Below are 25,048 nucleotides of genomic sequence, written 5' to 3'. Positions count from 1 at the left end.
CTGAGATACCAGTTGCCGTCTGCATCTTTAACCACTTTATTGCCGTTTTCATCGACAGCGGAAATCTGGCTTATCGGCAACTCGGCATCTACTCTGATGTAGGTGTTGGTTACGGTCTTACCATCTTTGTTGACTTTCTCAACCGTTGCCGCTTTAACGACGGTATTGTTGCCGTTGGCAAAGTGTACATTGTCGTCAGGATTCACTTTTTCCGGCTTGCCCGCATCTTGCGCGTATTTGCTGTCGCCGAATGCCGCATCCGCATCGGCTTTTTTTGCCAATCCGACGTTCCAGCCGGATTTGTTGATTGCGTTCGCCACGGTATTGCCGGTTACAAAACCCGAACCTTTGTTTTCAACGGTATCGCCTGCCGCCGGTGTAACGGTTATCAAATTGTTTGACTCGTCACGTTTCGGTTTGCCGTCTTTATCGCGTTCGTACAGCGTATCGCCGATCTTGACTGCATCGACTTTCTTACCGTCTGCTTTGGTTACGGTAACGTAGTTGGTTACTTCGCCTTCTTTGATGGAGACGGTGATTTCGCGCACACCTTTATCGGTGGTTGTGCCGGTAACTTCAATACCGTTGCCTCCTTTGAAGTCCACTTCGTTAGCGTTCTTCACGACATCGGTGTAGCCGTTGCCGTCTTTGGTCGATACCACCCAGCCCATACTTTGCAGGTCGCCTACGGTTGCGGCAGCATTTTTATTGACTGGTGCGGCATCTGTACCTGCCAAGTCGATCAGTTTTTCCGTTTTCGACTCTGCCGACGTACCGTCCGCCTTTTTATCGCCGTCCGGTTTGGTAGTTACCTTGCTTGTATTCAACACCGATGCCACGCCGACAAGTTGGGCCGGTTTGCCGTCTGAAGAGATTTTCAGTGCCGTTGCCGGTTTGTTTGCCACATCGTTATTGGATGCTTCTTTAGCTGCTTCCGTCGTCAGGCTGACCGGTTTTTTGCCGTCTTCATCTTTACCGATTTTCACGGTTGCAAACTCAACGTCGTCTTTGGTCGCATAAGTGACTTTGCCGCCCGCATCCTGTTTCACAGTCAGATTTTTACCTGCAACCATTTCAACGGTTTTACCCGGATTGATGACTTCCCCGTCGTTCTTCAGGGTATTGTCGGCAGTCAGATTGTCGGCGGCGGCAGTGGCGGAAGTCTTCAGCGTAAAGCCGGAGTTGTTAATCATATCTGCAACATTTTGGGCGGTTGCCACTTTGTTCAAACCTGCCTCATCTGCCGCTTTATTTGCCGTATCAAGTTTAGTTTGAGCCGTTTTCTTAGCCTGTTCATCTACTGCTTTCGCCAATTCATCTTGAGCATCTTTGATTGCTTTCGATAAATCCGCAGCATTAGCAACCGGACCTGCAACTTTACCCGTAGCTTTACCGTCTTTGGTTTCCGCAGTGATTACACCCGTATCCACATCCACCTTCACCCGGCTTTCCTTGCCGTCGGTTTCGATGCTGACCGTCGTTCCCTTGCCGTTTACAAAGTTCACGGTGTCATACGCCCTGACAAAATCAACCGCGTTTCCGTTGCCCTTCAGGTTCCAGCCGCTGTTTAAGATGTCGCCCACAGTGGCGGCGTTGTTCGCATTCACATTGCCGTCCGCCGTACCGATTGTCGGGGCGGATTGCGATTTGCTTGCCGGATTGCCGGCATCCGCCGTGTTGCGTGTTTCAGGGAGGTTTGATTTGACATTCGACAAAGTGGTCGGAGATGTCGTGCCGTTCGCGCCGTTGACCGAAACGATTACGTCGCCTGCCGGCACTTCGTCTCCCGTACCGTCGGCATTCGGATAAAACTTGGTTTCCGTCTTGCCGCCATTGGTTACGGTTTTCGGATAGACTTTTGTTCCGTCTTTCTTGGTATATTCCACGGGTTTGACCGAATTGTTCGTCGCAAGCTGGTGATCCACGCCCACTGTAATGGTGCGGACATTGCCCTCTGTTTTACCGGAAACGATAACGCCCGACGCACCCACGAATTTCACTTCTTCGGCATTTTTTACCTGCGCGTTGTAAGTCTCAGCGAGATTGTCTGTTTTCTTATCGGCAGAAAGCACCCAGCCCATACCGCGCAAGTCGCCCACGGTGGCGGCGGTATTGTCGCCCACTGTCGGAGTGCCTGTAGCCGGTTTGCTTAAATCAACCAAGCCTGTTTGTGGCGTATCTTTGTTGCCAACTTGAGGATAAGTCGCTAAACCGCTAGTTACGCCTGTAATACTCACCGGTTGAGCCGCACCACCTGCCGCAGCGGGTTGTTTGCTTAAGTCCAAACCGTTTGCAGTCGGCGCGATATTGACGGTGTTGCCGCCTTTTTTCAGAGTTACGCCTTCAAATTCCGGTTTTTCGACGGTGGCAAACGTGAAGTTTTTACCGTCACGTTTGACGCGCAGGTTTTTGCCTGCCGTCAGCGTCAACGCGTCGCCCGCGCCCATCTCTGCGCCATCGTCGTTGGTGGTTTTACCCTTATCGCTGACAGTGGCGGTTTGGTCGTTGTCCGCCTTCGCATACCATTTCGCGCTGTTGACGGCATTGGCGACGCTTTCCACCGTGGCGAGCTTGCTTCCGTCGCCGTCTTTGGCTTTAAGCTGCCCTTTTTTCTTGCCGTTTGCATCGGCGGTTACGGCTTCGGTTTCGCCCGTTACAGCTGTAACTTTGCCGTCGTCGCCCACTTTGATGGTCGTGCCATCGGCTTTGACATCGTATTTCACGCTGACGGTATCGGGGTTGCCGTCCTTACCTTGCGTAACTTCCACATTGGCAACCGTGCCGTTGCCGTTTTCGTAATTGACGGCATCGCCCGGGTTGATTAATTGGGTTTTGTTTGCGTCGGTTACCGCCGCGCCGTTGATTTTGGTCGCATTGGTTTTCCATCCCGACTGATTGATGGCGTTTGCCACATCGCCGGTTTTTGCCACTTTGTCCCCTGCTTTAGAGTCTGTGTCTGCCTTTCCGTTTGTGCCGACGACAACCTTGCCGTCCGCTGTCGTAATGCTGCCGGCTTCGTTTATGGCGGTAATGGTAACGACTGCGCCTTTGCCGCCTTCTTTGGCAACAACGGTAACATCCGTCGTCGCCTTATTGCCGCTGACAAAGTCCACGGTGTCGTAGGTGCGGACGAAATCGACGTTTTCGACCTTGCCGCCCGCCTGTTTCGCGCCCCGGATGTTCCAGCCGCTGTTTAACACGTCTTGAACGCTGGCGGCGCGGCGATAGGCGGTGGCATCAATGTTGCCGACGATATGGGCGGTCGTACCGCCTGCCAAGGTGTCGGTCAGGGTCGGCTTGATACCGTTCAGATAGACCGATGTCGAGCCGTCGTCGGCGTTTTTCGTGCCGGCGAGGGTCAGACCGTTTGCACCGCTTGCGATATTGACTTTCGCCCCGTCTTTGCCGATGCTCAGCGTGTTTTCCACATTGGCGGTTTCAACCGTAATGTCCTTCGCCAAAGCAAAGGTAATGTTGCCGTCGTCGCGTTTGACACGCAGGTTTTTGCCCGCTTTCAGGTTCAACGTGTCGCCCGCCTTGACTGCCGTGCCTTTATCGTTTTCGGTCGGCGTGTCCACGCTGTCGTCCGTATTTTCCACTTTGGCAATCCACGCCGCGCTGTTGATTGCATCCGCAACGTTTTTCACTGTGGCAATTTCGGAAGCGGCGCGGGTTTCCGCCTCCGCCTGTGTTTCCGTCGTGCCGTCTGCCTTGGTTTTTGGGGTAACGGTTACCTTGCCGCGATTGATGGTTTGGTCATCGCCGCCATTTGCTGCGGCAATCGCGCCTGTATTGACTTTTACGCCGTCTTTGCCGACGGTAAGCGTTTTATCGGCGGCTTTCACGGCAATACCGTCCGTCGTGGTCTTGATGCCGTCTGAAACCTTGACCTTCACGCCGTTTGCGCCGACTTCCAAAGAGTTGCCGTCGGCTTTGACGCTATATTTCACGGTCGAGGTCTGCTTGTCGGCAGACACGCTGACAGACACGTCCGTGCCGTCGCCTTGTACGAAGTTTACGGTGTCGTAGGCTTTGACAAAATCTTTTGCCGCGCCTTTTTCTTGCAAGTTCCAACCTGCATTCAATACATCGCCTACGGTTGCCGCATTGGTTTCGGTAAGTGCGGTCGGTTTTGTTGCCGAATCTGTCGGCGCGGTTGTACCGGTTTTCGCGCCGTCAAGGTTGCCGGCTACATTAGAAATCGCATTGCCGCCGTTGTTTAAGCCGTTTTCGGTCAATGAAACGGGTTGCTTGCCTGCAGTTGCCGAAGTAATGGTTATGCCTGCATTGGTAAGTTTGGTGGTCGGCGCATTTTTGCCTGTGCCTTTAAACTCTGCGCTGGTCAGGTTAATTAATTCCGGATTCAGGCTGTAAGTTACTTTACCGTTAGCTTCTTGTTTCACGGTTAAGTTTTTACCCGCGACCATTTCAACGGCTTTGCCCGACTTGATGACTTCGCTGCCTGTCGATTTGTCATCTTTCTTACCATCGGCAGCGGCGGAAGTTTTCAGCGTAAAGCCGGAATTGTTAATCATATCCGCAACATTTTTAGCCGTAGCAACGCCTCTATTATCTACAGCGTTATTTAATGCGGTTTCGGCATCTTTGACTTTATTCTCAGCCGCTTCTTTTTCCGCTTCAGTTGCAGTGTTATGCAATGCGGCCAACTCGTCTTTTGCAGTTTTTAATGCGTCTTGAAGTTTGGAATCAGTTGACGGCGCAATCACAGAACCGTCGGTACTTGAAACCAGCTTGGCAGTTTTTACATCAGGCACTTCCACATCAACGGTAATGGTGCGCACGCCGTTCTCGGTTTTACCCGATACTTTGGCGGCGTTTTTGCCGACGAATTTCACTTCGTCCGCATTTCTCACCACATCACTGTATGACTTATCTTCCGCACCCGTCGTTTTATCTGACGAAACTTTCCAGCCCATATTCGCCAAATCGCGCACAGTGGCGGCAGAGTTTAGTATGTTATTGTCTAATGCTGTTTGACCGTGAGCTGTTCCTAAATTAACCAATTTCGGTTGTTGGTCGGCATTTGTCACCATATTCAACACCGAACCTACACCTGTAATTTGCGTCGGTTTCGCATCTGCGCCCGTGCCGCTGCTGATATTCAACGCGGTCGTCGGGGCTGTCTGATTATTATCGGCAGTTGTTGCCGCTTGGGTTGTTAAGCTGACCGGTTTTTTACCGTCTTTTTCTTCGCCGACTTTGACAGATTTAAATTCAACATTATCTTTTGTCGAGAATGTGAATTTACTTCCATCTTGAGCAATCTTGATGTTTTTATCTGCTTCAAATGTAACGGTTTCGCCCGGTTTCACAAGTTGCGTTGCTTCGCCTGACACCTCTCCATTTCCAGTTTTAGCAGCAATGGCATTCCAACCCGCCTTGTTGATGGCTTCAGTAACATTTTCTACCGTCGCAATCTGTTTGCCCGCATCAGCTTTTGCTTTATTTGCAGCATCAAGTTTCTCTTGTGCTTTTTGCTGTGCAGTAGCATCTCCAGCCTTGGTCGCTTCATCCAATTCCTTGGTCGCCTCTGCAATCGCTTTATCTAGTGCAGTTGTTGCCTTACCCGTTGATTCCGTTGCAATATCGCCCGTGTTTACTTTCACGCCATCTGTACCAACGGTAATTGTGCTATCCGCTGGTTTTACAAAAATAGTATTGTTTGCCGTCTGTAAACCATTGCCAACGTTCACATCGTATTTCACGTTGACGTTGCCGTTTTCTTTGCCGTCTGCACCTTTATCTTTTTCAACAGTTACGGTTGTGCCACTACCATCCAAGAAATTCACTTGCTCGCTTGGATTGATGGTGTCAACTTCAGTTTTGTTATTTCCTGCAACTTTCCAACCGCTTGCTTTTAATTGGTTTACGTTTACAGCATCGTTGTCATCGCTACCGTTAGCTACGTTGGTGATTTTGGTCGGGCTTGTGCCATCCGCTTTAGTGACTTTTAAGTTATCACCATCGTTGGTGATTTTCGGGCCGTTGTTGCCGAATTGGACGCTGGTAAATTCAGGCGTATCGGTGGTGGCAAATTCAAAGCTGTTGGCGGTATGGCTGACCGTCAGGTTTTTGCCTGCTTTGAAGGTAACCGTGTCGCCGGCTTTGACTTTGTCGGCAGTATCGTTTGTTACACCGTTGCCTGCGGCTGCGGCCTTCCAATGCGCGCTGTTGACGGCATTTGCCACTGCATCGACTGTCGCCAGCTTGCCTTTTTCCGTATCTGCAACACGCACCTGGCCGGCTTTTTCCGTTCCGGTTTTATTGGTATCTGTCACCTCTTCTATCGAGCCTGTAACCGCCTTCACTTTGCCGTCTGTGCCGACAGTGATTGTTTTATTATCGGTATCGACATCAAATTTGACGTTCGCGCCTTTCGGGGTTTTGATTTTTTCAACCTGTTTGCCGTTTTCGGTAACGGTTTCTTTTACCGCTGGCTGATCCGTTACCGTTACCGTCGTGCCGCTGCCGTTGATAAAGTTGACCTGATCGTCCGATCCTATGCCGGAGACTTTGGTTTTGTCATCGCCGGCAACCTGCCAGCCGGATGCCACTTTGCGCGCCACGGAGTTTAACTGCGAGCCGTTGATGGCATCTGTTGAATCTTCTGCCACACGACCCGCCGCCACATTTTTCAACTGGCGTTCCGCGCCCGCGCTACCGAAAGACACCACGTCGCCGGCGGAAGTGTTGATACCGCCCGCCCATTTGAAGGTATAGGCGACATCGGGCGAATCAGAAGAGACAATCGCTCCGGCGGCGTTGTAGGAAACGTCGGTTTGGCGCGAGCCTTGCAATTCGGTTGTCGAACCGGTGCCGATTGCCACGGCATTTTGACGGTCTGCCACCGCACCCGCGCCGAGCGCGATTGAGCCGAGGCTTTTGGCACGCGCACCCGTGCCGATTGCCGTACCCAAATTCCCTTCAGACAGGGCGTGGATACCGAGGGAAATGGAGGAATGACCGTTTGTTACCTTGGAGTAATCCAAGGTAGTCGTGTCCATTGTTTTTCCAGTCAACTCATGATAAGCGGCGGCAAGCGTGCCGCTTTTTGTATCCGTACCGATAACTTTGTAATGACGCTTCACCTTTGCACCATTAATGAGTTCATCCACGATAACGTCTGTCACTTTTGTATGGTCTTCTTCGTCATACTTGACAGTTTGGCTTGCCGCCTCCGAAATATCCGAACCGCCAATCATAATAGAGGAATGCCCGACTGCCCTTGTACCGAGACCGGCCGCGATTGCCCCTTGCAAACCAATCGCTCTCGCCCCTTTACCTATCGCAATATCTGCTTCATTCAGCGATGCTGATTCAGAACCAATCGCTACCGACCTGTCTGCCGCCTCCGCTTTATATCCGGCTGCTACCGCGTCCTGACCTGCATGAGAAGAAGTACCCAAAGACAGCGCGTTTCGTTTTGCCGCATCTGCCTGCGTACCCAAGGCAATGGCATTCTCTTCCCGCGCATTTGAGTTAGAGCCTATAGCCATTGAGTGTTCTGCCTTGGCCTGTGCATGATCCCCCAAGGCTGCACTTTCTGTTCCAATAGCTTTTGCATACCAACCAATAGAAACAGCGTTTTCCCCTTCGGCAACAGATTCATTAGCAATCGCCACTGACCGGTATGCCTTAGCCTCACTATTAAAACCAATTGCTATAGCGTCACCCAAGGCTGCACTTGCCTTTGCTAAAGGACCTATTGCAAGAGAGTGATTTCCCATAGCATCCGCTTTTTGACCTAGGGCAACTGATCCACCGCCTCCAGATTTAGCACCAGTTCCCAGTGCTATTGCATCGGTGTTAGTACTAGACGCACCATATCCTTGCGCGATACCACCTTCAGACGACACACTTGCCGTATAACCTATAGCTATGGCTTTACTGACTGCAGTAGCATTATTCCCTAAAACAACAGATTGTTGTTTAGCCACCGTATTGCTACCGATAGCAATCGCTTCTGAGCCATTTTGTGTTTGGGCCGTATTACCGATGGCAATTGAATTATTGCCCACATTATTAGCAGACACACCAATGGCAATAGATTCTTTTTGGCTATTGTGTGCACTCTTACCTATAGCAATCGCGCCATCAGCACCCACGCGGTCATTATATGCACCTGCACCAATGGCTATACCATCCGGATTATTGGCTCTCGAATTATTACCAATAGCCACAGATGTTGCCGAATCCGCACTTGAGTTAGAACCCCAAGCCACTGCCGTTCCCTGTCCTTGCCCCGCCGTATTGACGGCATAAGCCGTATTTGCGCCTGATAACAACCCTAAGGCGATAACGGAGGATTTGAAAACGCTTCCCGAAATGTTCACTGCATTTTTTTGTGCATTTGATGAACTTTGTTTTTTATGTGCTTTTGTCAATTCCGACACTGCCACCCAAGATTGGGTTGCCTGACTATAAATGACACGGAAAATTTTGTTCATTGATTCTCTCTGTTTTCAATACGCCGCCCACGCTCTTGATGCTTCCGGCCGCCGGACGGCAAACGGCCATACACACACTTATTGACAGTCTCATTGTATTGTGGAAGTCAGCCTAGGGGAATCGCTCTAATTGTCAACATTCCCTTATAATTAAAGGGATTACACTTTCTTACGCAAATGCGGGGGGGGGGGATTTTTGACGTTTTTTTGCCGAAAATTTACATTCGGACGGCAAAAAGGAAAAAGCCGTGTCGCATCTGTGCAACACGGCTTGGCGGGCGGAAACGGATAAAACGGCGTTCCCTGCCGCCGCAGGCGGAACGCCGATGACGGTGTTTTCCCTAAGGGTGCGGCTGCCGCTATATCACGAAATCCAACAGGTAAAAATCTTCTTTGCCCACGCCGCATTCGGGGCATTTCCAGTCGTCGGGGATGTCTTCAAACTTTGTTCCGGGGGCGATGCCGTGTTCGGGATCGCCGTGTTCTTCATCGTAAATCCAGCCGCAGGGGCCGCACATATATTGCGCCATTTGTGTTTCCTTGTTTTTTGTATAGTGGGTTAACAAAAACCGGTACGGCGTTGCCTCGCCTTAGCTCAAAGAGAACGATTCTCTAAAGTACTGAAGCACCCGTACTATTTGTACTGTCTGCGACTTCGCCGCCTTGCCCTGATTTTTGTTCATCCGCTATAAATCAGGGTTTGGGAGGATGGTGCGGTATCCGCCCGGTTTTTTTGGGGTTGTTTTTTTTTCGATAGATTCCTGTGGTTTTTCGATTACTGGATTCCCACTTCCGTGGGAATGACGGTTTGGAGGTTTCGGTTTTTTCGATGGATTCCTGTTGCGTTAGGGGGGGGGCTGGATTCCCGCTTTCGCGGGAATGACGGTTTGGGGGTTTCTGTTTTTTCCGATGGATTCCTGTTGCGTTGGGGGCTGGATTCCCGCTTTCGCGGGAATGACGCGGTGGGGGTTTCGGTTTTTTCCGCCTGTTTATTTTGCGGCTTCGATTGCCGCTATCTCTTTGCGGAGGTGTTTGATCGCGGGGGTTACGATGGCGACAAACATTGCTTCGCGGACGCGCCTTTGGGCGGGACTGCGTATCAGGTAGCCTTTTGCGCCGGAATGCAGGGCGGCGGATTGGGCGGCGGCAAGTGCCAGTACGGCGGCGGCTTCGCGCAGCTTGAGGGTGGCGAGGTTGTCGGGCGTGTTGTCCCACGCCAATCCGGCAAGCCGTTCGGTTTCTGCCCACGCGCCGTCCAGCCTTGCTTTGAGGCTGTCGTAGCCGTCGTCGAGGTAGCTGTTGACTTCGGCGTTGACGACGTTGGCGAGGCGGATGATGCCGAGGCTGCCGTCAATCACGCCCGCGCCGATGCCGATTTGCAAGAGGATGAAACCTGCTTTGATGCTTTGGATATAATCGGCAAACTGTTCGGGCGCGGCGATGATGTCTTCATCGGGGATAAATACGTCTTTGAAATTCAGGCTGAAGGTGCGCGTGCCTTCAAGGGCGCAAAATTCGGGGCAGTTTTGCAGGCTTACGCCTTCCCTTTGCCCGCCGGTGATAAACATAACGTAACCGTCGCCGATTTGGGCGGTATTTGCCCAGATGTGGTCTTCGCCGATGTTGGATACCCACGGCAGCGCGCCGTTGACTGTGTAGCCGCCCTCCACGCGTTCGGCTTGGAGGTTGTGTTTTTCGATGCCGGCAAGGTGTTTGACGGTATTGGACATTCCGGTGCCCGCCAATACTTTGCCTTGCAGGATGTCGGCGAGGTATTTGTCTTTGACGGCTTGGTTGGGTGTTTGGTGCAGATACCACGCGCAAGCCGCCTGACACCACGCGCTGAAGGAGGTTGCGCCGCATTCTTTGCCGATTTCGCGCAATACGGCGATTTGCGTTGCCAAACCTAAGCCGTTGCCGCCTTCGGCTTCTGTACCGACTGCGCCGAATCCGCCGATTGCGCCGAGTTCGCGCATAAATGCTTCGGGGTAGTATCCTTTGCGGTCGATGTCGTCCACTATGGGTTTGAGCTTGGTTTTGACGAGTTCGGCAACGTTGGCAATCAGGGTTTGGGCGTTCATCTTTGTTCCTTAAGGTTTGCGGGGGAATCGGGGGCGCGCCTGATGCGCGGCTGCTTCCCTGCCACTTGGGCGGCTTGTTTTTGTTTGAGGGGGTGTTTTTGAAAAACCGCCCGATATTCGGGCGGTTTGCCGTATCAGGCGTAAGCCTGCAATTCGGGATTGATTTCGGTTTGTCCGAGATTGTTGACGTAGTTGCACAGGGTTGCCAAGGCTACGCCCATTACGACTTCGACTGCCTGCTGCTGGTTGTAGCCCGCATCGAAAAATGCTTTGAGTTCGTCGTCGGATACCGCGCCTTTTTTCGCCATTACGGCTTGGGTGAAGGCGGCGAGCGCGCCGAGTTTGGCATCGTCAAATTCGCCTGCCGCCAAAGCGCGGGCGGCTTTGAGGGATTGTTCGGAAAGGAGTTTTTTCAGGGTTGCGAGTTTGGTGTGCCCTGCCACGCAGAAGCCGCATTGGTTGGTGCGGGCGGCGATGATCTGGATGACTTCGACTTCGCCGGCGGTCAGGCTGTTGGCGGCGTTGAGCTTGCCGACTTCTTGGTAAAACGCCAAGGCTTCGGGGGCGTTTGCCAATACGCCGATGAGGTTGGGGATAAAGCCGTTGTTTTTGAGTACCGCCTCGACGCGTGCTTTGGCGGCTTCGGGGGCGGTTTCGAGGGTGTGTACGGTTAAACGTGCCATTTTCTTTCCTTATTCGCAAATATTGGGGACGGGCGCATAGTACGCATTTCGGAACGGAATAGGAAAGATTGTTTGGTTATGTGCTGCAAACGAAAAGTTATAAGAAATGCCGTCTGAAGCCTTTCAGACGGCATTGCTGGGAAACGCGCCTAGCCGCGCCCGCGCCCGAAATATTGCGCCAATGCGGCTTGGGGGTTGGCGGCTTGGACTGTTTCGGGCAATTCGGTATAGCCGCGCGATAAAAGGTGGCGCGCATAAAGGCTGTTGCCCTTTGCGCCGAACCAGATAGAAACCGCCAGACCCAATACGTTAAACGCCGAATCTGTGGCGGGCGTGTCGCCGTAAACCAGTTGGGCAAACACCGCCAGCACAAACATCGCGCCCGTCAGCCCCAGCCCCAAACCCCACATTCTCTTGAAACACGCCCACAGCGTGCCGAACAAAAGACCCGGCCACGACCAGCCTTGTTTGACGGCTTGGGGCGGCAGGGCGGGATGGGTGTAGATTTTGTATGGTTTCATCGTGTTTCCTTTTCGGTTGAAACCCTGCCCTTTGGGGGCGGTAGGATCAGACTTTATTTGTGAGACGCGCGCCCGCGTGCCGGCATACGGCTTGAAAGCGATTACCCGACGGGGAACTTCAAACCCGACAATGCCGTCTGAACGGTGTTTTGCCTTCAGACGGCATTGCCTGCCTTCAAAGCGGACGCGCTTATTCCGCCCAGTTTTTCTTTTTGCTGGTTTTACCGATACCCGGGTTGAAGCTGTTGGTCGGGTCGAGTTTGCGGTAAAACTGTTTGAGCGCGGGTTTGGCTTCATACAAATGACCGACGTTGTGTTCGGCGGGATATTGCGCGCCGCGCCGGTCTAAAAGATGCAGCATTTCGTGTTCCAATGCCATGCAGTCGTTGCCTTTTTTGATGATGTAATCCTGATGGAAAACGTGGCACATGAAATGTCCGTAGTAGAGTTTGTGGATGATTTTATTGTCGATTTCCGGCGGCAGTTTTTCAAACCAGTCGCGGTCGTCGCGGCGCAGGGCGATGTCGAGCGCGACCAAGTCCTCCACTTCGTCGTCGTGTACGGAACGGTAGCGGATGGCGGCGGAGGCGACGGCGAAACGGTGCAGCATGGCGGCTTGGGTTTCTTCGGCGTTGCACTCGAAAAACGCGCCGCCGTGGTGTGAAAAATATTCTTTTAAGAACGCGCGCGCTTCATCCACGCCTTTCCCGCCCATTTTCAGAATCAGATGGTGTTCGTATTTGTCGCGGTAATCGCGCATGGATTTGGGCAGGTGGTCGGGCAGGAATCTGCTGACGAACTGCATTGCCTTGTCGGAAAAATGTTTGGGTAGGAAGCTGACTTTTTTGCCGAACCTGTCCACGCGTGCCTTCAAGTCAAATAATTTCGGCAGTTGGTGCGTACCGAATTTTTTGATGACGTAAAACGTGTCTTTGCCGTACACGTCGGCAATGTCGAAAGCGTGGCGGTGGATGTATTCGCCGGAAACGGGCAGGCTTTCAAATTCGCCCAAGGCGGCGCGGCGGATGTCGGTCAGCTCGTTGATGTCGTTCGTGCCGATGTAGAACACGGCGGTCTGCTTTTCTTGCGGGAAGGTGTCCAAGCGGACGGCAAAAACCATCAGTTTGCCCGCGCAGCCCGAGGCTTCGTAATGGCGGGCGGGGTCAGCATTAAAACGCGCGGCGGTCGGTTCGTCCACTTGGCGGACGTGTTCGCAATAGGCGTGGTCGTGTCCTTTGCCCGCGTCTTGTTTGATGTCTTTTTTCTGATAATGATGACCTTGCAGGTTGGTCAGGATTTCTTCGGGCGTGTCGCCCAAGTCTATGCCCAAGTGGTTGACCAGTTCCAGTTTGCCCTCTTCGTTGATTTGGGCAAACAACGCCATTTCGGTGTAGGCTGGGCCGCGCTGCACCAACGCGCCGCCGGAGTTGTTGCACACACCGCCCAAGACGGACGCGCCGATACAGGAAGAGCCGATGACCGAATGCGGTTCGCGCCCCAAAGGTTTCAGCAGCAATTCAAGCTGGTTCAGGGTAGAGCCGGGCAGGCAGACGACTTGTTCGTTGTTGTTGATGGTTTGGATGATGTTCATCCGCATGGTGTTCACAATTACGATGTCGCGGTCGTAATCATTGCCGTCGGGGGTCGAGCCGCCCGTCAAACCGGTATTCGCCGCCTGCGTAATCACAATCACGTCCGCTTCGACGCACGCCTGCAAAATTTTCCACATTTCCAGAATGCTTCCGGGTCGAACCACCGCCAACGCCTTACCCTCGCCGAAGCGGTAGCCTTGGCGGTATTGTTCGGTTTTCGCGGGATCGGTGATGATGTATTTTTCGCTGACGGTTTGGGTCAGGCTGCTGATTAATTGCGAGGCGTTCACGATACTCTCCTATCGGGATAAGCGGCGGCGCAAATCCCGGTACGCCGCCGTATGTTCAATTTGGATATTTTGGTGCGGCAAGTTGCACGCTGCAAATTATTTTTGGTTAAAGAAATAATGCAATTTGATATTTTTGGCATTTGCCGCGTTTTCCAAATCGGCCTTGTCGCTTTCGCTGTCGCCCATCATATAAACACTGACATTATTTCCGACTTTCTTTGCATGGTTTAAGGAATAAAGTGCGGTCGCCTTATTAAGCATTTGGCTGCTTCCCGCCACGCCGACGTTGATATTGTCCGCGCCGAGCATTTCAATCATATTTGATGCCGAAGGCGATCCGGATGTTTTAATCATTCCGACAGCCATTGCATCGGAAAGTGGGTTATTTGTCGCGGGAACCTGCACAACGACAGAACGTTCTCCCTGCGGCATTTCAACCATCAGCCGACCGACATTGACACCTGTTGCGCAAGCTGCAAGCATACCGGTGAGGGTTATCATTAGAAGTTTTTTCATTTGCCTACTCCTTTAGTCTTTAATCAAACTGCCCTATTCGTCATAAACTTGAAATTGAACCATACTCCCATTTTTATAGGGCCGGTTCTTTATTGACCTGTATGGATACATTGTAATGATGCGTTATGGCAAAGTAAAGGAAATGCCGTCTGAACGGCTTTCAGACGGCATCGGTGCGATACGGGAACGCCGGAACATCGAAGCTCCGGCGTTTCAAATAGGGCGGCGGGCCAAACCCCCGGCACTGGCGCATCGGAGTGGGCTGCTGGCTTCCGCCCCTGACCCGGTGTTCCGATTTGCCATGCGGGGAGACCCGCCTCAAGAAGCCGAACATTATAGCGGTTTTTGGGAAAAACTCAACCGTTTTGATGCGGTCATACGCCGGAAACGGCATCTGAAACTTATCATCCGATAATATTGTCAACAATTTCTCAAAGCGTTATTTTGTTTCTATAAGGGTATTTCCTGTTTCGGCATTGAAAAATATCAAAAATTGAACTACATTATCGCCTTTTCAAACCCGCCTGAAACCGACTTTTCAGACGGCATTCAAATAAAAACTGCCAAACACGGACACACCATGACCACGACTACCGCCCCTCAGCGTATTCGGGAAATCCCCTACAACTATACTTCTTATACCGACCGCGAAATCGTCATCCGATTATTGGGCGACGAAGCGTGGCAGATTCTGCAGGACTTGCGCGGACACCGCAGGACGGGGCGTTCGGCACGGATGTTGTTTGAAGTGTTGGGCGATATTTGGGTGGTCGTGCGTAATCCGTATCTGGTCGATGACTTGTTGGAGCATCCGAAACGCCGCGCCGCGCTGGTGCGGGAAATGCGCCACCGGTTGAACGAAATCCGCAAACGCCGCGACGATAATCCGCAAGTCGATGTGTTGGTGGCGGCGGCGGAAAAGGCGGTCGAGCGTTTTGATAGCAGTTTTGATGAAACCAGCCAAAAGCGGCGGCAGATTTTGGAACGCTTAAGCAAAATTACCAAGCCGCACAATATTATGTTCGACGGGCTGGCGCGCGTAACGCACGTTACCGATGCGACCGACTGGCGCGTGGAATATCCGTTTGTGGTCGTCAATCCCGACACGGAGGCGGAAGTCGCGCCTTTGGTGCGCGCCTTAATCGAATTGGACTTGGTCATTATTCCGCGCGGCGGCGGCACGGGTTATACCGGCGGCGCGATTCCTTTGGACGCGATGAGCGCGGTCATCAATACGGAAAAGCTGGATAAACATAATGGCGTGGAATTTGTCGAACTGGCAGGCTTGGACGGCAAGCATCCGATTATCCGGTGCGGCGCGGGCGTGGTTACGCGGCGGGTGGAAGAAACTGCGCATCATGCAGGTTTGGTATTCGCCGTTGATCCGACTTCCGCCGATGCGTCCTGCGTGGGCGGCAATGTGGCAATGAACGCGGGCGGCAAAAAAGCCGTACTGTGGGGGACGGCGTTGGACAACCTTGCCTACTGGCAGATGGTCAACCCTCAAGGCGAATGGCTGCGCATCGAGCGCGTGCGCCATAATTTCGGCAAAATCCACGATGAAGAAACCGCCGTGTTCGACGTACATACGCTGGATTCAGACGGCATCAATGTCGTTAAAACCGAACGCTTGGAAATCCCCGGCCACAAATTCCGCAAAGTCGGTTTGGGCAAAGACGTTACCGACAAATTCTTGAGCGGCCTGCCCGGCGTGCAGAAAGAAGGCACGGACGGCATCATCACCAGCGTTGCCTTCGTGTTGCATAAAATGCCGAAATACACGCGCACCGTGTGTATGGAGTTTTTCGGCACGGTCGCCACCGCTACGCCGTCCATTGTCGAAATCCGCAACTTCCTGCTCGCCCATGAAAGCGTACGGTTGGCTGGTTTGGAACATTTAGACTGGCGTTATGTCCGCGCCGTCGGCTATGCCACCAAAGCGGCAGGCAAAGGCCGACCTAAAATGGTCTTGCTGGCAGACGTGGTTTCCGACGATGAAGCCGCCGTACAGGCAGCCGCCGAACACATCTGCGAACTCGCCCGCGCTCGCGACGGCGAAGGCTTTATCGCCGTGTCGCCTGAGGCACGCAAAACCTTCTGGCTCGACCGCAGCCGCACCGCCGCCATCGCCAAACACACCAACGCCTTTAAAATCAACGAAGACGTGGTGATTCCGCTGGAGCGGCTCGGCGAGTATTCAGACGGCATCGAGCGCATCAACATTGAACTTTCCATCCAAAACAAACTCAAACTCTGTGCTGCCTTGGAGCAATATCTGTCGGGCAAACTCCCCATCGACAAAATGGGCACTGACCTGCCGACCGCCGAGCTTTTGGGCGAACGCGGCAAACACGCCCTTGCCCACGTTTCCGCTGTCAAAGCGCGTTGGGAATGGTTGCTCGCCAATCTCGATACGCCGCTTGCCGACTACAAAGCCCGCTACGGCGCAGCCGTCCACGCCGCGCCCGAAGTCAAAGACAATGAAAGCTGCTTTATTGCCTTCCGCGATTTCCGCCTGCGCGTGTCTGTCAAAGCGGACGTAATGAAGCCGCTTTCTGAAATCTTCAGCGGCAAAACCGATACCAAAATTATCCAAGGCTTGGGCAAAATCCACGCTAAAACCGTACGCAGCCGTGTCTTCGTCGCCCTGCATATGCACGCCGGCGACGGTAACGTTCACACCAATATTCCGGTTAACTCAGACGATGCCGAAATGCTTCAGACGGCCTATCGTTCGGTCGAACGCATCATGAAAATCGCCCGCTCTCTCGGCGGCGTGATTTCCGGCGAACACGGCATCGGCATTACCAAGCTCGAATTCCTGACCGATGAAGACTTGCAGCCGTTTTGGGACTACAAAAACCAAGTCGATCCGAAACATACCTTCAACCGCCACAAACTGATGAAAGGCTCGGACTTACGCAACGCCTACACGCCGTCTTTCGAGCTGTTGGGCGCGGAATCGCTGATTATGGAAAAATCAGACCTCGGCACGATTGCCAATTCCGTCAAAGACTGCCTGCGCTGCGGTAAATGCAAACCCGTCTGCTCCACCCACGTCCCGCGCGCCAACTTGCTGTACAGCCCGCGCAACAAAATCCTCGGCGTAGGCTTGCTGACCGAAGCCTTCTTATACGAAGAACAAACCCGGCGCGGCGTTTCCGTCAAACATTTTGAAGAACTGGCAGACATCGGCGACCACTGCACCGTGTGCCACCGCTGCGTCAAACCCTGCCCCGTCAATATCGACTTCGGCGACGTAACCGTAGCCATCCGCAACTACCTTGCCGATTCCGGCCACAAACGCTTTGCACCGGCAGCTTCAATGGGTATGGCATTCCTAAACGCGACCGGACCGAAAACCATCAAAGCCCTGCGCGCCGCGATGATACAGACCGGCTTCCCCGCGCAGAACTTTGCCTACAAAATCAGCAAACTGTTGCCCGTCGGCACGAAAAAGCAAAAAGCCGAACCCAAGGCAACCGTCGGCAAAACCCCGATTAAAGAACAAATTATCCACTTCATCAACCGCCCGCTGCCCAAAAACGTACCCGCCAAAACACCGCGCTCCTTATTGGGCATCGAAGACGACAAAAGCATCCCTATCATCCGCAATCCTGCCGCGCCCGAAGATGCCGAAGCCGTGTTCTACTTCCCCGGCTGCGGTTCGGAACGCCTGTTCAGCCAAATCGGACTCGCCGTCCAAGCCATGCTCTGGCACGTCGGCGTGCAAACCGTCCTGCCGCCCGGCTATATGTGTTGCGGCTATCCGCAGGACGCGGGCGGCAATAAGGCAAAAGCCGAACAAATGAGCACCAACAACCGCGTGGCTTTCCACCGTATGGCAAACACCCTCAACTACCTCGACATTAAAACCGTCGTCGTCAGTTGCGGTACCTGCTACGACCAGCTCGAAAAATACCGCTTCGAAGAAATCTTCCCCGGCTGCCGCATCATCGACATCCACGAATACCTGCTTGAAAAAGGCGTGAAACTAAACGGCGTGAAAGGTCAGCAATACCTCTACCACGACCCCTGCCATACCCCCATCAAAACCATGAACGCCACCCAAATGGCAAGCAGCCTCATGGGGCAGAAAGTCGTCTTAAGCGACCGCTGCTGCGGCGAATCCGGCATGTTTGCCGTCAAACGCCCCGACATCGCCACCCAAGTCAAATTCCGCAAACAGGAAGAAATCGAGAAAAACCTCAAAGAGCTGCCGCAGGGCGAACCTGTCAAAATGCTTACCTCCTGCCCAGCCTGCCTGCAAGGCCTGAGCCGCTACGCCGACGACAACAATATGCCTGCCGACTACATCGTCATCGAAATGGCGAAACACATTCTCGGCGAAAACTGGCTAGACGAGTTTGTGAAAAAAGCCAACAACGGTGGCGTGGAGAAAGTGTTGCTGTAACAACGGACACGGAAATGCCGTCTGAACGCCGAAAGCCTTCAGACGGCATCGTTTGAACCAAATCATCGCAATATTTTATGGAAATTTTATGGATAACAAAAAAGAATTTATTAATAATTTAACAAATAGGTATATGTGGATCTATCCATTGGTCTTAAATATTCTATTTCTACCTTTTTACCAGTCCTACCAATCTTTTTTTATTGCGCTTGGTTGTTTGTTTGCACTGGTTAGAAAAATGCAAAGCTTAGATTTTAAATTACAAAATCATATTATATTGTTAAATATAAAAAGTGCTTGGGCAGATAAAAAAGTATTTTTGATTAGGATAGTAGTGTCATGGTTGGCGGTAATGGAAATATGGATGTGTTTTATTTCGGAATCATCAACGTGGGTATGCGGTGCTTTTTGTTTAAATAATGAAATATTGGAAAAAATTTTTCGTGGCTTTGGTTATTCTGGTAGTTTATATTTTTTATTTATATTGATGATTGATCTCAATAAGTTAAGAGAGAGTATTTGAATTTCATTTTTTGTTTGACTTAAACTCAAGGAGAATAACAATGATTGGTAGTGGTGATACTAAACAATGCAAAAAATTTTCTGCATACCTACCCGAATCATGATTGACGGACAAACAAACGAACCCAAACAAAAAACCCGAATCATCCTTGCCCCTATGCAAGGTCTGATAGACGATGTGATGCGCGACCTGCTGACACGGATAGGCGGCTACGACGAATGCGTCAGCGAATTTGTACGCATTACCCATACCGTGCATTCCCGCGCCACATGGTTAAAATATGTCCCCGAAATCGCCAACGGAAACAAAACGTTTTCCGGTACGCCCTGCACCGTCCAGCTTTTGGGCAGCGATGCGGACAATATGGCGGCGAATGCGCTGGAAGCCGTCCGCTTCGGTGCGGACAAAATCGATTTGAACTTCGGCTGCCCCGCACCCACCGTCAACAGGCACAAAGGCGGCGCAATACTTTTAAAAGAGCCGCAACTGATATTCCATATCGTCAAAACGATGCGCGAACGTTTGCCCGCACATATTCCGCTGACGGGGAAAATGCGGCTCGGCTATGAAGACAAAAGCCCTGCTTTGGAATGCGCCTGTGCGATTGCCGAAGGGGGCGCGTGCGGACTGACCGTACACGCGCGTACCAAAGCCGAGGGGTACGAACCACCGGCGCATTGGGAATGGATACGCAAAATCCGCGATACCGTCAATATTCCCGTTACTGCCAACGGCGATGTCTTCAGCCTGCAAGACTATATCGGCATCAAAACAATCAGCGGCTGCAACAGCGTGATGCTCGGTCGCGGCGCGGTCATCTGCCCCGATTTGGCGCGCCAAATCAAGCAGTATGAAAGCGGCCTGCCCGTTACGGATACCGATTTTGCCGAAATTTCCAAATGGATACGGCTCTTTTTCGATTTATGCCTGGCAAAAGAGGCAAACAATAAATACCCGATCGCCCGTCTTAAGCAATGGCTGGGGATGATGAAAAAAACGTTCGACCCGGCGCAAACGCTGTTTGACCGCGTCCGAACGGTTAAGGATGCGGATGAAGTCCGCCGAATCCTAAACGCTTTTGAGCATGAGATGAATGTTTGATGTCTCCCGCGCTTCAAAGCAAATGCCGTCTGAAAATCTTTCAGACGGCATTTCATATCTTTATTGCTACTTTTCTTCCGTATCCGGCGTATTTTTGTTTTTCAGCTTCGCACCCAAGCCCAAACGTCTTTCATAATCCGATTGGGGGGTATCGTCTTCCTGCATGCCGAATGCGCTGGCATTGACCCACAGCGACAGCAGCGAAACGATAAAGGCGAAAAAGCCGACTACATACCAAAACATTGCCCCTCCCGATTTGTTAAAATCATATCAAATACGGTACCGAATCTACCACAAGCCCATGATCAAATAAATCTTCTAGCCGCATTATTTCATTCATTTACTTTGGAAATAAAAAAGGACACCTGAAAATTTTGCAAAACTTTTCAGATGCCCCGATTTGACGGATTCGAATCAGCCGCCGCACGCACCGCAGCAGCCGCCCTCGCTGTGTCCGCCTTTTTTATCGTCGCTGGCAACGGGCAATTCGACTTCTTCATTTGGTTTTTCTGCATCTTCAGGCAAGTCGTTGACTTTGATTTTAGCAGTTTCGCTCATTTCGCCACCTCATGGAAAACAGTTTAAAAGACTCGGAAATATAGCATGTTTAACCTAAGCATGAAAGGGGGGGGAGCAGCATAGAAAATGCCGTCTGAAACCGAAGGTCGGCCTTCAGACGGCATTTTACCGCCAAATCAAATATACCGGACTTCGATAATGTCGTATTCGCGTACGCCGCCCGGAGCCTGAACTTCCGCCGTATCTCCTTCTTCCTTGCCGATTAGGGCGCGTGCAATCGGAGAGCCGACATAGATTTTGCCCTGTTTGATATCCGCTTCGTCTTCGCCGACAATTTGGTAGGTAACGTGTTCTTCCGTTTCCAAATCTTCCAGCGTAACCGTCGTACCGAACACGATTTTGCCTTCGGCATGGATTTCGGTCGGATTGATAATGTGGGCAACGGAAAGTTTGTGTTCCAACTCGGAAATGCGGCCCTCGATAAAACCTTGGCGTTCTTTGGCGGCTTCGTATTCGGCGTTTTCGGACAAATCGCCGTGCGATCTGGCTTCGGCAATCGCTTCGATCACTTCGGGGCGTGCCACGCTTTTAAGCTGCTGCAATTCCTGTTTCAGCAATTCCGCACCGCGTACGGTCAGGGGGATTTTTTGCATAAGATCGTATTCTCCATGTTCCGGCACACCGGTTTGCGGCAGGAAGCATCCCGCGTACCGTCTTGCTTTGTGTGTTCGGATATTAAAATAAAAACACAAGCCGCCCGGAAAATCGGCGGCTTGTCTATCGTTGAACAGCGGCTATTCTACCAAATTCTATGAAATTGGCAATCGTGCCGTACCATCCGCAAACGCCATCTGCCCGCAACAAAAGCCGAAAATATGCCGGCAAAAAAATTTTAGAAACAAAAAATTTAAAAATAATCAATTTTCGGCACAAAAAACTAAATTCACGGACTTTAAAACCGAGAATGCCAAACCTGAGATTTTTCAGACGGCATTTGCACCAGTATAATGCAGGCTGTTTTTATCTTTATATTTACGTTTGGCCATGACCGAATCCGTCCGCCTCCCCGCCGCCCGTCTCAAACCTTCCACCGTCGCCCTGCCCGGCTCCAAAAGCATCAGCAACCGCACCCTGCTGCTCGCCGCCCTGTCCGACAATGCTTGCGAAATCCATTCCCTGCTCAAATCCGACGATACCGGCCGTATGCTCGAAGCACTCGATAAACTCGGCGTTGAAATCGAATATCTTGCCGAAGGCCGTCTGAAAGTACACGGCACAGGCGGGCGTTTCCCCAACCGCACTGCCGATTTGTTTTTGGGCAACGCGGGCACGGCGTTCCGTCCGCTGACCGCCGTGCTTGCCGTTTTGGGCGACGATTATCATCTGCACGGCGTGCCTCGTATGCACGAACGCCCCATCGGCGATTTGGTCGATGCGCTGCGGATTGCCGGTGCCGATGTCGAATATCTCGGCAAGGAACACTATCCGCCGCTTCATATCGGCGAACGCCAAGACAACGGCGAACGCGTGATTCCGATTAAAGGCAATGTATCCAGCCAGTTTCTGACCGCCCTTTTGATGGCGTTGCCGCTGACCGGGCAGGCGTTTGAAATCCGTATGGTCGGCGAATTGATTTCCAAGCCCTATATCGACATTACTCTAAAACTGATGGCGCAATTCGGCGTACAGGTTGCCAATGAAAACTACCGCGTCTTCAAAATTCCCGCCGATGCGCACTACCACGCGCCCGAACACTTGCACGTCGAAGGCGATGCCTCCGGCGCGTCCTACTTCCTCGCAGCCGGTTTGATTGCCGCCACGCCTATCCGCGTTACCGGTATCGGCGCAAACAGCATACAGGGCGATGTCGCCTTTGCCTGCGAACTGGAAAAAATCGGTGCAAACGTGGTTTGGGGCGAAAACTTCGTCGAAGTCTCGCGCCCGAAAGAACGTGCCGTCCAAGCCTTTGATTTGGATGCGAACCATATCCCCGATGCCGCCATGACCCTCGCCATCGTCGCGCTTGCCACAGGGCAAACCTGCACGCTGCGCAATATCGGTTCGTGGCGCGTCAAGGAAACCGACCGCATTGCCGCAATGGCGAACGAGTTGCGCAAACTCGGTGCAAAAGTCGCCGAAGAAGCCGAAGCAATTCACATCACCCCGCCCGAAACGCTGACACCCGACGCTGTCATCGACACTTACGACGACCACCGCATGGCAATGTGTTTCTCGCTGGTTTCCCTGTTGGGCGTACCCGTCGTCATCAACGACCCGAAATGCACCCATAAAACCTTCCCGACTTATTTCGACGTGTTCTCATCGCTGACCGAAACAGCGGAATAAGATGGAAAAATGCCGTCTGAAACCCGAAACAGGGCTTCAGACGGCATTTGTGTATTCGCGGACGGCGGGTTTTAAATCTGTTCCAATTCCATATTCAAAACAGCCTGTTCCTGTTTGGCTCGGAAGTCTGCCAGTTTTTGCGCCAGTTCGGGGTTTTCGTTGGCCAGCATGGAGATGGCGAACAATGCGGCATTGGCCGCGCCTGCCTCGCCGATGGCGAATGTGGCGACAGGTACGCCTTTGGGCATTTGTACAATCGATAAAAGCGAATCTTCGCCGCGCAGGTACTTGCTGGGGACGGGTACGCCCAAAACGGGGACGGTGGTCTTGGCAGCAACCATACCGGGTAAATGCGCCGCGCCGCCCGCACCCGCGATGATGGCTTTGATGCCGCGCGCCCGTGCGGTTTCGGCGTATTGGAACATTAAATCCGGAGTGCGGTGTGCGGAAACGACGCGCGCCTCATATTCTACGCCGAACTCTTCAAGAAACTGCGCTGCCTGCCGCATAACGGGCCAATCGCTGTTGCTGCCCATGATGATGCCGATTTGTATCATAAATCCTCCTTGATGCGGATGGGGTAAAAAGCGGAAAAATGGAAAAACTATCGTTTGCGTATGGCTGAGGCGGCACGTTTTGCCGCCGGGCTGCTGGGATAGGTCTGTATCAGGCTGAGCCAAGTCGCCCTTGCAATGTCTTTCTGCTGCAACCTGTATTGGCATTCGCCGATTTTGAACATGGCTTCGGGCGCGGTTGGGCTGTCTTTGAAACGGTTGGCGTAACGCCCTCCGATTTCGATGACGGATTCGCAGTTGCCCATACGCGCCCTGCTTTGCAGCAACAGGTACATACTGCGTTGCGCGATGCTACCGCCATCTCCGCCGTCCGCGCCTTTCAACAGGGCGGCTGCGGCAGCGAACCTGCCGCTTTTATAGTGTTTGAGTGCCTGATTGTAGAGGTTTTGTGCGGTTTCGACGGTATGTGCGGATGCGCTGCCGCCTTCGGTATTGAGGTAATGCTCTTTCAATTTGCGGTCGTCGAGTTTTTGGACGTATGTCCTGCCGGAAGGGTGTGTTTTCGCATGCTCCAGTGCTTTGACTTTGCCGTTTAAGGTTTCCACTTCGTTCGACAGGCGGATAATCCTGTTTTCCAGATAATCCAAACGGTCTTGTAGAGTGGGAACGGGATAGGGAATGCCGTCTGAAGCATTTTCCCGTGTCGACATTTCGGTTTGGCTGCCTGCCGGAACGGGTGAAACGGAAGCACAGGCGGCAGACACAGACAGCCAAATGATAAAAAGCGGTAATTTGGTCTTCATTATTTTTTCAGAAGCAGGGTCAAGCCGTCGCCGACGGGCAGGGTGAGGGGGATGATGCGCGGGTCGTTCGGCAGGTTTTGATTAAAATCTTTGAGGATGCCGACACTGGGCGGCGCGTCGGAAGCCGCTTCGCGCATCACCCTTCCGTTCAGCAAAATATTGTCGATGGCGATGATGCCGCCTTGACGGACGAGGTTGAGGCAACGCTCGAAATATTGCGGCGTGGGCGGTTTGTCTGCGTCTATCAGTGCCAAATCGTAGCTTCCGGCTTTACCCTGTGCAATCAAATCATCCAATGTCAGCAATGCGGGTTGCAGGTGCAGGCTGATTTTATGTGCCACACCGGCCTCGTTCCAAACCTGACGCGCCGTATCGGTAAAGGTTACATTGATGTCGCAGGCGGTAATCCGCCCGTGTTCTGGCAACGCCAATGCAAGCGCGGTGCTGCTGTATCCGGTAAACACGCCGACTTCCAGATATTTTTCCGCGCGAATCAGCTTTGCCAGCCAAACCAAAACCGCCGCCTGTTCGCGCGCAATCGCCATTTTGCCCATACGGTGATGCTCGGTCTTCTCACGCAGCCGCGTCAAAACGGGATGTTCGGGTTCGCCGATGCTGTTCAGATAGTTTTGCAGGTCCGGTGCGACATTGGACAGATTGGTCGTCATTTCGGCGG

At 52.4% G+C, this 25,048-nt stretch carries 16 protein-coding genes, 1 other RNA gene and 1 pseudogene; 4 read left to right on the top strand and 14 right to left on the bottom strand.

Features of this window, described 5'->3' with window-relative positions; translation table 11 throughout:
- Nucleotides 1–317: 317 nt before the first annotated feature.
- The 8 genes and pseudogenes from RDY34_RS00780 to ffs form a co-directional block, all read right to left on the bottom strand.
- Nucleotides 318–8,468, bottom strand: a pseudogene (locus RDY34_RS00780) (ESPR-type extended signal peptide-containing protein); the annotation flags it as partial.
- 359 nt (nucleotides 8,469–8,827) lie between these two features.
- Nucleotides 8,828–8,998 (bottom strand): rubredoxin, encoded by a 171-nt coding sequence (locus RDY34_RS00775; protein WP_002217326.1) that lies wholly within the window; start codon nucleotides 8,996–8,998, stop codon nucleotides 8,828–8,830.
- Between the two features lie 459 nt (nucleotides 8,999–9,457).
- On the bottom strand, nucleotides 9,458–10,549 hold the full coding sequence (locus RDY34_RS00770; protein WP_308021222.1) for an acyl-CoA dehydrogenase family protein: 1,092 nt from the start codon (nucleotides 10,547–10,549) through the stop codon (nucleotides 9,458–9,460).
- Between the two features lie 134 nt (nucleotides 10,550–10,683).
- Nucleotides 10,684–11,232, bottom strand: a complete 549-nt coding sequence (locus RDY34_RS00765; RefSeq protein ID WP_304671699.1) for a carboxymuconolactone decarboxylase family protein — start codon at nucleotides 11,230–11,232, stop codon at nucleotides 10,684–10,686.
- Nucleotides 11,233–11,381: 149 nt separating this feature from the next.
- Entirely contained in the window at nucleotides 11,382–11,753 is a 372-nt protein-coding gene (locus RDY34_RS00760; RefSeq protein ID WP_308075217.1) for a DUF2628 domain-containing protein, read from the bottom strand.
- A 190-nt stretch (nucleotides 11,754–11,943) separates the two neighbouring features.
- Nucleotides 11,944–13,635 (bottom strand): D-lactate dehydrogenase, encoded by a 1,692-nt coding sequence (gene dld / locus RDY34_RS00755; RefSeq protein WP_308074288.1) that lies wholly within the window; start codon nucleotides 13,633–13,635, stop codon nucleotides 11,944–11,946.
- A 96-nt stretch (nucleotides 13,636–13,731) separates the two neighbouring features.
- On the bottom strand, nucleotides 13,732–14,151 hold the full coding sequence (locus tag RDY34_RS00750; RefSeq protein ID WP_003712333.1) for a hypothetical protein: 420 nt from the start codon (nucleotides 14,149–14,151) through the stop codon (nucleotides 13,732–13,734).
- 221 nt (nucleotides 14,152–14,372) lie between these two features.
- Nucleotides 14,373–14,469, bottom strand: an RNA gene (gene ffs / locus RDY34_RS00745) — signal recognition particle sRNA small type.
- A 262-nt stretch (nucleotides 14,470–14,731) separates the two neighbouring features.
- Between ffs and RDY34_RS00740 the strand changes: the two genes are divergently transcribed.
- The 3 genes from RDY34_RS00740 (at nucleotide 14,732) to RDY34_RS00730 (ending at nucleotide 20,189) form a co-directional block, all read left to right on the top strand.
- Complete coding sequence (locus tag RDY34_RS00740; protein WP_308184445.1) at nucleotides 14,732–18,565, top strand: DUF3683 domain-containing protein; 3,834 nt, start codon at nucleotides 14,732–14,734, stop codon at nucleotides 18,563–18,565.
- A gap of 88 nt (nucleotides 18,566–18,653) precedes the next feature.
- Nucleotides 18,654–19,088, top strand: coding sequence for a hypothetical protein (locus tag RDY34_RS00735; protein ID WP_308184443.1), 435 nt, complete (start codon nucleotides 18,654–18,656; stop codon nucleotides 19,086–19,088).
- Nucleotides 19,089–19,187: 99 nt separating this feature from the next.
- Nucleotides 19,188–20,189, top strand: coding sequence for a tRNA dihydrouridine synthase (locus RDY34_RS00730; RefSeq protein ID WP_308184442.1), 1,002 nt, complete (start codon nucleotides 19,188–19,190; stop codon nucleotides 20,187–20,189).
- A gap of 66 nt (nucleotides 20,190–20,255) precedes the next feature.
- Here RDY34_RS00730 and RDY34_RS00725 read toward each other — a convergent pair whose 3' ends face one another.
- From RDY34_RS00725 to greA, 3 genes are all read right to left on the bottom strand, one after another.
- Nucleotides 20,256–20,432 (bottom strand): hypothetical protein, encoded by a 177-nt coding sequence (locus RDY34_RS00725; RefSeq protein ID WP_030002191.1) that lies wholly within the window; start codon nucleotides 20,430–20,432, stop codon nucleotides 20,256–20,258.
- 171 nt (nucleotides 20,433–20,603) lie between these two features.
- Nucleotides 20,604–20,747 carry a hypothetical protein gene (locus RDY34_RS00720; RefSeq protein WP_042742377.1) on the bottom strand — a complete coding sequence of 48 codons (144 nt, stop codon included), beginning with the start codon at nucleotides 20,745–20,747 and terminating at the stop codon, nucleotides 20,604–20,606.
- Between the two features lie 137 nt (nucleotides 20,748–20,884).
- A complete protein-coding gene (greA, locus tag RDY34_RS00715; RefSeq protein WP_002216944.1) occupies nucleotides 20,885–21,361 on the bottom strand; it encodes a transcription elongation factor GreA in 477 nt (158 codons plus the stop codon).
- Nucleotides 21,362–21,752: 391 nt separating this feature from the next.
- Here greA and aroA point away from each other — a divergent pair, with 391 nt between their 5' ends.
- A complete protein-coding gene (gene aroA, locus RDY34_RS00710) occupies nucleotides 21,753–23,054 on the top strand; it encodes a 3-phosphoshikimate 1-carboxyvinyltransferase (protein WP_025456756.1) in 1,302 nt (433 codons plus the stop codon).
- A gap of 71 nt (nucleotides 23,055–23,125) precedes the next feature.
- On the opposite strand, the gene purE is transcribed toward aroA, so the two are convergent.
- The 3 genes from purE to RDY34_RS00695 are packed head-to-tail and all read right to left on the bottom strand — an operon-like array spanning nucleotide 23,126 to nucleotide 25,040.
- Nucleotides 23,126–23,611: a 5-(carboxyamino)imidazole ribonucleotide mutase gene (purE, locus tag RDY34_RS00705; RefSeq protein ID WP_003751768.1), complete on the bottom strand. Its 486-nt coding sequence runs from the start codon at nucleotides 23,609–23,611 to the stop codon at nucleotides 23,126–23,128.
- Between the two features lie 47 nt (nucleotides 23,612–23,658).
- Nucleotides 23,659–24,372 carry a tetratricopeptide repeat protein gene (locus RDY34_RS00700; RefSeq protein ID WP_003751770.1) on the bottom strand — a complete coding sequence of 238 codons (714 nt, stop codon included), beginning with the start codon at nucleotides 24,370–24,372 and terminating at the stop codon, nucleotides 23,659–23,661.
- On the bottom strand, nucleotides 24,372–25,040 hold the full coding sequence (locus tag RDY34_RS00695) for a class I SAM-dependent methyltransferase (protein ID WP_003751772.1): 669 nt from the start codon (nucleotides 25,038–25,040) through the stop codon (nucleotides 24,372–24,374). Before RDY34_RS00695 ends, RDY34_RS00700 begins: the two co-directional genes overlap by 1 nt.
- Nucleotides 25,041–25,048 lie beyond the last annotated feature (8 nt).

The organism is Neisseria polysaccharea (genome assembly GCF_963392925.1).
Classification (GTDB): domain Bacteria; phylum Pseudomonadota; class Gammaproteobacteria; order Burkholderiales; family Neisseriaceae; genus Neisseria; species Neisseria polysaccharea.
This window is presented reverse-complemented; position numbering and strand designations above follow the sequence as displayed.